Below are 11,417 nucleotides of genomic sequence, written 5' to 3'. Positions count from 1 at the left end.
CCCGGCCCGCTGTTTCCCCGGTCGAGCCGGCTCCCATCGCGCCCCTCCCCGAGCGCCCGGAAGTCGCCGTCAAGCGCGCTCCCAAGCCGGTCAACACCCCCCAGCGGCGCGTGAAGCCACGCCCTCCGGCGATCCCCGTAGCGGCCGACCCGACGCCACCGCCACCGCCGGCGCCACCGCGGACACCGAAGCCCAAGCCGTCACCACCCCCGCCACCCGCACCGACCGCACCGCATCCACCGGTCGCACCGACCGCACCGACCGACCCCACGCCGTGGCCCGAGGCCGCCTTCGACCGTCTGTACACGCACAGCGTGAGCGGCATCGTGCGGCAGGTGGACCTGATCACCGGGAATCCCGGCTTCGCGCGGCATGCCGTGCACCGCGCGTTCGATCTCGCGTGGCAGCGGTGGCCGGAGGTCGCGGCGGATCCGGATCCGGTCGGCTGGGTGCGCGCGGCGGCGTACGAGTACGCGCTCGCGCCCTGGCAGCAGTGGGTGCCGGGGCGCCGTACGCATCCACGGGCCGCCGCGCGGACGCTGCGCGGCTCCGAACGGGACGGCGCGGTGCGGGCGGCCGTACTGCGGCTGTCGCCCTCGCAGCGGCAGGCGCTGGTGCTCTACGACGGGCTGGGGCTCGATCTGCCCGTGGCCGCCGCCGAGAGCGAGGCGAGCACGGTCGCGACGGCGAGCCGGATCACCCAGGCGCGGGCGGCGCTGAGCGCGGCCGTCCCGGAGCTGGGCGACGAGGCACCGGCGCGGCTGAAGGCCATCCTCGCGGACCCGGACCCGGAGCCTGCCCCCGGAACAGACCTCGGAACAGACCCTGGAGCGGGAACGGCCATCACTCCGGAGGTCCCGGAGGTCCCCGCCGCCCGGGTGCGCGATGCGAGCGAGCGCGGCGTGCGCCGCAGGACGCTGTCCGCGGTGGCGCTGACCGCGCTGATCGCCGGGGCGACGGGCGCCGCGCTGGTGGTGACGTACGACCGCGTCGGCGAACTGCCGCACCGTGCCCGGCCGACATCGGTGACCGCGCCGCCCTCCGCCACTCCGAGGCAGGGCGTGCCGGAGGCCGGCCGCATCGGCCGGCCGGGCCCCGCGAAGCCCACCCAGCGGACGACCGCACCCATGAAACCCGTCAAGCCCGTCAAACCCGCCGCACCCCCCGCACAAGCACCCCGGTTGCCCCCTGAGCGCTGAGAGGCACAGGGCCCCACCGGCCGCACAAAGCAAACGCGGGCCCGTCCCCCGAAGGGGACGGGCCCGCGTCGTCACGTGTGACGACCTCTCAGCCGTCAGCAGACGAACGGCCGTCAGCAGACGGACATCAGCCCGCGAGGATGGCGCGCGCCAGGCGAGCCGTCTCCGACGGGGTCTTGCCGACCTGGACGCCGGCGGCCTCCAGGGCCTCCTTCTTCGCCTGGGCGGTGCCCGACGAACCGGAGACGATGGCGCCCGCGTGGCCCATGGTCTTGCCCTCGGGGGCGGTGAAGCCCGCGACGTAGCCGACGACCGGCTTCGTCACGTGGGCCTTGATGTAGTCCGCGGCCCGCTCCTCGGCGTCGCCACCGATCTCACCGATCATGACGATCAGGTCGGTGTCGGCGTCCGCCTCGAACGCGGCCAGCGCGTCGATGTGGGTGGTGCCGATGATCGGGTCGCCACCGATGCCGACGGCGGACGAGAAGCCGAGGTCACGCAGCTCGTACATCATCTGGTACGTGAGCGTGCCGGACTTCGAGACCAGGCCGATGCGGCCCGGCTTCGTGATGTCGCCCGGGATGATGCCGGCGTTGGACTGACCCGGGGTGATGAGACCGGGGCAGTTCGGGCCGATGATGCGGGTCTTGTTGCCCTTGGCGCCGGCGTGCGCCCAGAACGAGGCGGAGTCGTGCACCGTGATGCCCTCGGTGATCACGACGGCCAGGCCGATCTCGGCGTCGATGGCCTCGACGACGGCGTCCTTCGCGAACTTCGGCGGCACGAAGATGACGGTGACATCGGCACCGGTCTTCTCGATCGCCTCGGCGACGGAGCCGAACACGGGCACCTCGGTGCCGTCGATGTCGACGCTGGTGCCGGCCTTGCGCGGGTTGACGCCGCCAACGATGTTGGTGCCGTCGGCAAGCATGAGCTTGGTGTGCTTCATGCCCGTGGCGCCGGTCATCCCCTGGACGATGACCTTGCTTTCCTTGGTCAGGAAAATAGCCATGGTGTGGTGACCTTGTCCCTTACTTCGCAGCCGCGAGCTCGGCGGCCTTGTCGGCCGCGCCGTCCATGGTGTCCACACGCTGCACGAGCGGGTGGTTGGCGTCGGTCAGGATCTTGCGACCCAGCTCCGCGTTGTTGCCGTCGAGACGCACGACCAGCGGCTTGGAGACGTTCTCGCCGCGCGAGGCCAGCAGCTCCAGCGCCTGGACGATGCCGTTGGCGACCTCGTCGCACGCGGTGATGCCACCGAAGACGTTGACGAAGACGGACTTGACGTCCGGGTCGCCGAGGATGATCTCCAGGCCGTTCGCCATGACCTCGGCGGAGGCGCCGCCACCGATGTCGAGGAAGTTGGCGGGCTTGACGCCGCCGTGCTTCTCACCGGCGTACGCGACGACGTCGAGGGTGCTCATGACGAGACCCGCGCCGTTGCCGATGATGCCGACCTCACCGTCGAGCTTGACGTAGTTGAGGTTCTTGGCCTTGGCCGCGGCCTCCAGCGGGTTGGCGGCGTCCTTGTCCTCAAGGGCCGCGTGGTCCGGCTGGCGGAACTCGGCGTTCTCGTCGAGCGAGACCTTGCCGTCGAGCGCGATGATCTTGCCGTCGCCGGACTTGATCAGCGGGTTGACCTCGACGAGGAGGGCGTCCTCCTTGATGAAGACGGTCCACAGCTTCTGCAGAACGTCGGCCACCTGGTCGGCGATCTCGGCCGGGAACTTGGCCGCGGCGACGATCTCGGCGGCCTTCTCCGGGGTGCAGCCCTCGTTGGCGTCGACCGGAATCTTGGCCAGCGCGTCCGGGTTCTCCTCCGCAACGATCTCGATCTCCACGCCGCCCTCTACGGACGCCATGGCGAGGAAGGTGCGGTTGGTGCGGTCCAGCAGGAAGGAGACGTAGTACTCCTCCGCGATGTCCGCGGTCTCGGCAAGCATCACCTTGTGGACCGTGTGGCCCTTGATGTCCATGCCGAGGATCGCGTCGGCCTTCGCGACCGCGTCTGCGGGGTCGGAGGCGAGCTTCACGCCGCCGGCCTTGCCTCGGCCACCGACCTTGACCTGCGCCTTGACGACCGCACGGCCACCCAGACGTTCGGTCACCTCACGAGCCGCCTCGGGCGTCTCGATGACTTCACCGGCCAGCACCGGTACACCGTGCTTGGCGAAGAGATCCCTCGCCTGGTACTCGAACAGGTCCACGCGCGTCCGTCCTTGGTGATCGCGGTTTGTTTTCTACGCGAACGTGCCGATACGGGAAGCGTGACTACGCGGTCACAAGGAGGGCGCACACGGTCACCGAAGTACGCGGCATGTCCGTCTCGCAGGTTATCCCCGTGGGACGTAGGTCCCTAAATCGCAGGTCACATGTGAGCGGTGAGAACGGTCACAGAGCGCGTTGTCAGGCTCGCGTCAGGCTTCTGGTACGGGCAGCGCCCGTTTCTCTATCGCGGCGGCCATCACCTCGGGAAACAGGTCCGGTGTGCAGGCGAAAGCGGGCGCTCCGAGCGCGGCCAGCGCGGCCGCGTGCTCGCGGTCGTAGGACGGCGCACCCTCGTCGGACAGCGCCAGCAGGGCCACGAACTGCACTCCCGCACCCTTCATGGCCGCCACCCGTTTGAGCATCTCGTCCCGGATCCCGCCCTCGTAGAGATCGCTGATGAGGACGACCACGGTGTCCGCCGGCCGGGTGAGCAGGGACTGGCAGTACGCCAGAGCGCGGTTGATGTCGGTGCCGCCGCCGAGTTGTGTGCCGAAGAGCACATCCACCGGATCGTCCAGCTGGTCCGTCAGATCGACCACCGCGGTGTCGAAGACGACCAGTTTGGTGTCGATGCTCCGCATCGAGGCCAGCACCGCCCCGAACACCGAGGCGTAGACGACGGAGGCGGCCATCGAACCGGACTGGTCGATGCAGAGCACCACGTCCTTCTTCACCGCCCGCGACGCCCGGCCGTACCCGATCAGCCGCTCGGGCACGATCGTGCCGTGCTCCGGGAGGTAGTGCTTGAGGTTGGCGCGGATGGTGCGGTCCCAGTCGATGTCACGGTGCCGGGGGCGGCTGATCCGCGCCGACCGGTCGAGGGCGCCGGTCAGGGTCGCGCGGGTGCGGGTGGCGAGCTTCTTCTCCAGGTCCTCGACGACCTTGCGGACCACGGCCCGCGCCGTCTCCTTCGTGGTCTCCGGCATCGCCTTGTTCAACGACAGCAGCGTGCCGACGAGATGGACGTCGGCCTCGACGGCCTCCAGCATCTCCGGCTCCAGCAGCAGCGCCGACAGCCCGAGCCGGTCGATCGCGTCCCGCTGCATCACCTGGACGACGGAGGACGGGAAGTACGTACGGATGTCGCCGAGCCACCGGGCGACCTGCGGCGCGGAGCCGCCGAGACCGGCCGCCCGGCCGCCCTTGCCGTCCGCGCCGCTGCCCCCACCTCCGTAGAGCGCGCCGAGGGTGCGGTCCATCGCCGCGTCGCGCCCGGTGAGTTCGCGGCCGGTCCCGTCGGCGGCCCCTCCGCCGAGCACCAGCCGCCAGCGGCGCAGCCGTTCATCGGCGGCCGTCGTCATGCCACCGGTCGTCGTGTCGTGGACCCGCGTGTCGTCGGTCATCCGTTCTCCCCCGTCGCGTCGAACCCGTCCCCTGGGTGCCCCAGCAGCAGCCGCAGCACCGGCAGCGCCGCCGCCACCCGCTCCTCGTCGAACCCGGCGCCGAAGCCCGGCACCGTCTCCCCCGCCGCGGTCTCGGGCCGGCCCGCGCCGCCGCGCCTGACGAGCTCGCCGACGGTGCGGCGGACACCGGACTCGAACTCGCCGAACGTGCGCCGCAGCAGCGGCAGTACGTCGTTGAACGCGGCGGCCGGTACCGCGGCGAGCCAGCAGTCGACCAGCGCGAGCAGCCGCTCGTCGTGGATGAGGAGCATGCCGCCGCCCGCCAGGAAGCCCTCCAGCCAGGCCGCGGCCTCGGCCGACGGCGTCCCCGGTGACAGGGCGAGCGCCATCAGCCGGGCGGCCGACTCCTCGTCGAGCCGTCCGTCGTCCATCAGCAGCCGGGTGGCGCTGCCGCGCAGCAGCCCCGGTATCGCCCCGTCGCGCTCGGCGATGCCCCGCAGCATCACCGCCCACCGGTCGAGGAGGCCGTCGGCCTGCAGGAGACCGATCGCCCGGTGCGCCGCCTCGGCGTGGCCGCGCATCTCGGCGGCGCCGTCCGCGTCCAGCCCGACGCAGGCGGGCGGCAGCCCGATGCAGACCCGCTCCGCCAGCCCCTCGGCGACCTTGTGGAGCGCCTCGGAGTCCGTACCGCGCACGTCGCCGTAACGGGCGGACCGTACGAGGGCGGGCAGCGCCCGGGCGAGATGGCCGACGTCGGTCTCCAGGGCGGCCCGGTCGGCCAGCACCGTCATCACCACCGGCAGCGCGTCCGGGAGCCCCGCCACCAGGCAGCGTTCGGCGAGCGCCGTCACGTCGGCGAGCGCGGCGGCGTGCACCGCCCCTTCCTCGGCCTTCGCCGTCGCCGCGGCGAGCAGCGTCGTGCCCCAGATCCCGGCCTCGGCGACCCGGATCGCCAGTTCCGGCTCCCAGCGCAGCCGCCAGCTCTCCCGGAACGTCCCGGTCCCGGCGCGCGAACGGACCTGCTTCCCCCAGTCGACGCCCAGCAGCCGCAGCCGGTGCAGCAGCCGGCTGCGGCCCGCGTCGGTCTCCTTGCGCAGGTCCAGTTCCAGCTCGCGTTCCAGCGCTTCTGGCTTGAGCCGCAGCCTGCGCTGTTCCCGGGTCAGGTCCCTGGCCAGCGGCACGGCGGGCGCGCTGTCCGGCACTTCGCCCAGGACGTCCCCCACGACGAGTCGGTCCCTGATCAGGGCGAGCGGTACGTCCGAGCCGTCGCACATGACCGCCCGTATCGCGTCCGTCGTCTCGCTCAGGCCGGCGAGCGGGCGGCCGCGCATGGCCGCGAGGGTGTCGGCGAGCCGCACGGCCTCGATGACATGCGCGGAGGAGACCGGCAGGTCCTCGGCACGGAGCAGCCCGGCGACCTTGGTCATCCACCGGGTGACGGGCCGGTCCCGCGCCCCGAACAGATGCCCGTACCAGCCGGGTGAGTCGATCCCCGCGCCGTATCCGCTGTGCCGCGACAGCCGCCGGTGCGTCCACGGCACCCACGTCATCTCGACCTTCACCTTGGGCAGCCCCTTGAGCAGCTGCCGGTCCGCGGTGGCGGTCGCCGGCCGGGCGAGCGCCGGGACGTGCCAGGCCCCGCAGACCACCGCGACCCGGTCGTGCGTCCGCCGGGCGTCCCGGATCCGCAGCCGCATATGGGCCTCGCGCGCCGGGTCGTCCTCCTGGCCGCCGTCGCCGTACATCTCGCGCAGCGCGCCCATCGCCTCGGCGAGCGCGGCGAACGGCGCCAGCGGGTCGTCACCGCTGCTGCTCCGGTGTTCGACCGCGTCCTCCCACCAGCGCTCCGGGTCGTCGTACCCGGCGGTTTCCGCGAGCACGGCCAGCGGGTCGATGCGCAGCGCCTGAGCCGCCTCGCCGCCGTCCGGCGATCCCTCCGCCGGAGCTTCGTCCTGCTGATCCGGTGTCGTGCGCAGGGCGAGGGAATGTGCGGCGGGCAGGTCGATGAAGGCGACCGGTACGCCGTGTCCTGCGGCCCACTGGATCGCCACCCATTCCGGCGAGAACTCCGCGAAGGGCCAGAACGCGGCCCGCGCCGGGTCGTCCAGGACGTGCGCGAGCAGCGCGACCGGCGGCCGCATGCCGTCCTCGGCGGCGAGCCCGACGAGCGGGTCGGCCTCCGGCGGCCCCTCGATCAGCACCGTCCCCGGCCGGTACGCGTCGAGCGCGGCGCGCACCGCCCGCGCGGAGCCGGGACCGTGGTGCCGCACCCCCAGCAGGGCGACCCCCGACGGCCCGCCGGCGGGCGGCACCGCGAGGGGTGCGGCGGGTGTCACGACGTCCGGCGTACTCATGCGCTCGCCTCCCGGCAGGCGCGGTAGAAGTCCTTCCAGCCCTCGCGCTCGCGCACGACCGTCTCCAGGTACTCCTGCCAGATCACCCGGTCGGCGGCCGGATCGCGGACGATCGCGCCGAGGATGCCGGCCGCGATGTCGCCCGCCCGCAGCACGCCGTCGCCGAAGTGCGCCGCGAGCGCCAGGCCGTTGGTCACCACCGAGATCGCCTCGGCCGTCGACAGCGTGCCGGACGGCGACTTCACCTTCGTCCGGCCGTCGGCGGTCACCCCGCCGCGCAGCTCCCGGAAGACGGTGACGACCCGGCGGATCTCGTCGGCGCCCTCGGGGACGGCCGGGAGGTCCAGCCCGCGGCCGAGCTGGTCGACCCGGCGGGTGACGATGTCGATCTCGTCCTCCGCCGAGGCGGGCAGCGGCAGTACGACGGTGTTGAACCGGCGGCGCAGCGCGCTGGACAGTTCATTGACGCCGCGGTCGCGGTCGTTGGCGGTGGCGATCAGGTTGAAGCCGCGGACGGCCTGGGTCTCCGACCCCAACTCCGGTATCGGCAGGGTCTTCTCGGACAGGATCGTGATGAGGGTGTCCTGCACATCGGCCGGTATCCGGGTCAGCTCCTCGACCCGGGCGATCCGGCCCTCGGCCATCGCCCGCATGACCGGGCTGGACACCAGGGCCCTGCGGCTCGGGCCGTTGGTGAGCAGCTCCGCGTAGTTCCAGCCGTAGCGGATGGCCTCCTCCGGCGTGCCGGCCGTGCCCTGGACCAGCAGCGTCGAGTCACCGCTGATCGCGGCGGCGAGATGTTCCGACACCCAGGTCTTGGCGGTGCCCGGCACACCGAGCAGCAGCAGCGCCCGGTCGGTGGCGAGGGTGGTGACGGCGACCTCGACGATGCGCCGGGGGCCGACGTACTTGGGCGTGATGATAGTGCCGTCGGGCAAGGATCCACCGAGCAGATAGCGGGCCACCGCCCACGGCGAGAGATTCCAACGGGACGGCCGCGGACGGTCGTCGGCCGCCGCGAGGGCCTTCAGTTCATGGGCGAAGGCCTCCTCCGCGTGCGGCCGCAGAGCACCTTCCGGAGCATCCTCGATGTCGGTGGGCATGACTGCCATGAATCCCCCTGTCCAGTGCCGCGGAACCCCTCGGTCCCGCGGTGATCTCCACCATGCACCACGCCACTGACAACGGGTGAAGCCGCAGGTCGGACGCATTGTCAGTGGCGGCACCTACGGTCGTGTCATGGAGGAACGGTGGACTACGGATCAGGTGCTGGCGCTCGCTCCTGACGCAGCGTCACGGAAGGCCGGGGCCAGGCTCGCGATGCCCGCGTCCTGGTCCGGTACGGGTACGGCGGAAGCCGCGGTGTGGGGCCTGTGCGCGGGCAGCGGCAGCAAGCCGTACCAGACGGTCGTGGACACGAAGGGCCCCGGTTACCAGTGCAGTTGCCCGAGCCGCAAGTTCCCGTGCAAGCACGCGCTCGGGCTGCTGCTCCTGTGGTCCGAGGCGTCGGGCGGGGCCGTCGGGCCCGCGGTGGCGCCCGATTGGGTGACCGAGTGGCTCGACAGCCGGCAGGAACGGACCAGGGCCGCCGCGGCCGGGCCGGCGAAACCCGCCGACCCGCAGGCCGCGCGGCGGCGGGCCGAGCGGCGCGCCCAGCGGGTGACGGCGGGTGTGACGGAGCTGGAGCAGCGGCTGACCGACCTGCTGCGCGGCGGTCTGGCCGGCGCCGACCGGGAGGGTTACCAGAAGTGGGACGAGATCGCGGCCCGGATGGTGGACGCCCAGGCACCGGGACTGGCCACCCGGGTCAGGGAGTTGGGCGCCGTCGCCGCCGGGGGCGGTGACTGGCCCTCTCGGCTGCTGGAGGAGTCCGCGCTGCTCCATCTGCTCACCCGCGGATACCTCGGCGAGCAGCGGCTGCCGGGCCCGCTGGCCGCCACGGTGCGCTCCCGCGTCGGGTTCACCACGGACACGGCCGAGCTGCTGGCCGGGCCCACCGTCCGGGACCGCTGGCTGGTGCTCTCCCAACTCGACACGTCGGACGACCGGCTGACCACCCGTCGGATCTGGCTGCACGGCGCCCGGTCCGGCCGGGTCGCGATGCTGCTCTCCTTCGGCGCCGCGGGCCGCGCACCGGAACTGGCGCTCCCGCTCGGGCTGAGCCTTGACGCCGAGCTCGCCTTCCACCCCTCGGCCCGGCCGCTGCGCGCCGTGCTCGGCGAGAGCCACGGCCCGGCCGCACCCGGCGCGGTACCGGCCGGTGTCCCGGTCGGCCCGGCCCTCGCCGCGTACGGGGCCGCCCTCGCGGACGACCCGTGGCTCGACGCCTGGCCGGTCGTCCTGTCCGGGGTCGTCCCGATACCCGGCTCCGATGCCGGCGGCTGGCAGCTCGCCGACGCCGACGGCCAGGACGCACTGCCGATCGCGGGCCGCGGCCCCTGGCGGCTCGCCGCCGTCTCCGGCGGCCACCCCGTCACGCTCTTCGCCGAGCTCGGCCACACCGGTGTCCGCCCCCTCACCGCCTGGGGCCCGGACGCCACCCCCGTCCCGTTGTAGGGCCTGACCGGGTCCGGGCCCAGGACGGGCGCCATCGAGGAGGAACGCGGAGGAATGATGAACGCCAGCTGGACCGACCTGGTCGGAAGCGCACTGCTCGGCACGGACCGCCGCAGACCGGCGGCGTCCGGGGGCCCGCACCCGGCCCTGGACCCGGCGACGGAGCTGCTCGACGCGGCGGCGATCGGCACCGTGAGCCGCCGCGCGGGCCTGCGGCCGGCCATGGCACGGGAGCGGCCGGTGCCCGCCGCGCCGGACGGGCGGCCGGTGCTGCCCGAGGCGGCACGCCGCAGGCTGGGGCTGCTGCTGGCGGACCGTTCAGCGGGCGGCGGCTCGTCGGGGAGACGCGGCACGACCCCCAACCTCGCCGAGCTGCTCCCGCAGTGGCTCACCGCGGCGGGGCGGTACGGCTATGCCGCGCCGCCCGCCCTGCTCCCCGACCTGCTGGACGCCGCCCGCGCCAGAACCGATCTGCGGGCCGACGCCCTGACGCTGGCCGGGCCCCGCGCGCTGTGGCTGGCGGAGCTGAATCCGGACTGGCGGTTCGCTCTGCGGGCCGGGGTCAGGGGTCTGGAGCCGGCGGCCGGGGATCCGGCGGCGATCCGGCAGCTGTGGGACGAGGGCCTGTTCGCCGAAAGGGTGGCGCTGCTGACCCGGCTGCGCGGCCAGGACGCCGGGGCCGCGCTCGCGCTGCTGCGGTCGACGTGGACCGGTGAGCGGGCCGAGGACCGGCTGATGTTCCTCGATTCGCTGCGCGCCGGGCTGTCACCCGCCGACGAGCCGTTCCTGGAACAGGCGCTGACCGACCGCAGCCGCAATGTCCGGGCGACCGCGGCCGAGCTGCTGTCCGCGCTGCCCGGCTCCGCGCTGGCCGCCCGGATGGCCGAACGGGCCCGCAGCTGCGTCTCGCTCGGCGCCGGGGAGAACGTGGCGGGGATCGGCGTCCTGGTGGAGGCGCCGTACGAGTGCGACGCCGCGATGGAGCGGGACGGTGTGGCCCCGCATCCGCCCAGCGGTCGCGGCGAGCGTGCCTGGTGGTTCGGTCAGCTCGTGGAGGCGGCGCCGCTGGCCACCTGGACCGTCCGGTTCGGCGGCCGGAGCCCCGAGGAGATCATCGCGCTGCCCGTGGCGGACGACTGGCAGCCCGATCTGCACGCCGCCTGGTGCCGGGCCGCGGTGCGCCAGCGCGACCCCGCGTGGGCCCGCGCCCTGCTCGGCCCCCCGCCGGCGCCCGCGGCACCGGTCGCGGCGGTCGGCGACCCCGCCAAGCTGCTCTCCATCCTGCCGGAGGAGGAGCGCGCGGAGTGGGTGGCCCGGTTCATCGCCACCCACGGCCTGTCCGAGGCGTTCCAGATGCTCGGCGTCTGCGCCGTCCCCTGGGCCGGGCCGCTGGGCCGGGCCGTGGTCGACGCGCTCGACATCGCGCGGGACGCCGGCAGCTATCCGTGGAGTTTCAGCGGGGTGATGGGCCTGGCCGAACGGTGTCTGGACCCGGCGGAGGCCGAGCGGCTCACCGTACTGACCGCCGCGACCGACGAACCGGACGACGGATCGCCCGGCGCGGGCAGCTACTGGGCGGAGGCGTTCCAGCGACTGGTCGGCACGCTGCGGCTGCGGGCCGTGATGCTCGCGGAGCTCGAACCCCCGGCGCCGGCCGCCCCGGCCTCATGATCCGGCCGGGGGGCGGAGCGGTGGGG

At 73.5% G+C, this 11,417-nt stretch carries 8 protein-coding genes; 3 read left to right on the top strand and 5 right to left on the bottom strand.

The annotated features are described in order from the left end of the window. Nucleotides 1-314 precede the first annotated feature (314 nt). Nucleotides 315-1,199: a hypothetical protein gene (locus LNW72_RS24500; RefSeq protein ID WP_250977338.1), complete on the top strand. Its 885-nt coding sequence runs from the start codon at nt 315-317 to the stop codon at nt 1,197-1,199. 127 nt (nt 1,200-1,326) lie between these two features. Here LNW72_RS24500 and sucD read toward each other — a convergent pair whose 3' ends face one another. From sucD to LNW72_RS24475, 5 genes are all read right to left on the bottom strand, one after another. Continuing rightward, entirely contained in the window at nt 1,327-2,211 is an 885-nt protein-coding gene (gene sucD, locus LNW72_RS24495) for a succinate--CoA ligase subunit alpha (RefSeq protein WP_250977337.1), read from the bottom strand. A 19-nt stretch (nt 2,212-2,230) separates the two neighbouring features. Further along, nucleotides 2,231-3,406, bottom strand: a complete 1,176-nt coding sequence (sucC, locus tag LNW72_RS24490; protein ID WP_250977336.1) for an ADP-forming succinate--CoA ligase subunit beta — start codon at nt 3,404-3,406, stop codon at nt 2,231-2,233. Between the two features lie 210 nt (nt 3,407-3,616). Then, nucleotides 3,617-4,810, bottom strand: coding sequence for a VWA domain-containing protein (locus LNW72_RS24485; RefSeq protein ID WP_250977335.1), 1,194 nt, complete (start codon nt 4,808-4,810; stop codon nt 3,617-3,619). Next, nucleotides 4,807-7,164 (bottom strand): DUF5682 family protein, encoded by a 2,358-nt coding sequence (locus LNW72_RS24480; protein ID WP_250977334.1) that lies wholly within the window; start codon nt 7,162-7,164, stop codon nt 4,807-4,809. The genes LNW72_RS24485 and LNW72_RS24480 overlap by 4 nt, the downstream gene beginning before the upstream one ends. Beyond that, a complete protein-coding gene (locus LNW72_RS24475; protein WP_250977333.1) occupies nt 7,161-8,276 on the bottom strand; it encodes an AAA family ATPase in 1,116 nt (371 codons plus the stop codon). Before LNW72_RS24475 ends, LNW72_RS24480 begins: the two co-directional genes overlap by 4 nt. A gap of 127 nt (nt 8,277-8,403) precedes the next feature. On the opposite strand from LNW72_RS24475, the gene LNW72_RS24470 reads away from it, so the two are divergent. Both LNW72_RS24470 and LNW72_RS24465 read left to right on the top strand, forming a co-directional pair. Next, nucleotides 8,404-9,720 carry an SWIM zinc finger family protein gene (locus tag LNW72_RS24470; RefSeq protein ID WP_250977332.1) on the top strand — a complete coding sequence of 439 codons (1,317 nt, stop codon included), beginning with the start codon at nt 8,404-8,406 and terminating at the stop codon, nt 9,718-9,720. A gap of 54 nt (nt 9,721-9,774) precedes the next feature. Continuing rightward, nucleotides 9,775-11,391 (top strand): DUF5691 domain-containing protein, encoded by a 1,617-nt coding sequence (locus LNW72_RS24465; protein WP_250977331.1) that lies wholly within the window; start codon nt 9,775-9,777, stop codon nt 11,389-11,391. Nucleotides 11,392-11,417: the final 26 nt, after the last annotated feature.

It is taken from the genome of Streptomyces sp. RKAG293, from assembly GCF_023701745.1.
Lineage (GTDB): Bacteria > Actinomycetota > Actinomycetes > Streptomycetales > Streptomycetaceae > Actinacidiphila.
This window is presented reverse-complemented; position numbering and strand designations above follow the sequence as displayed.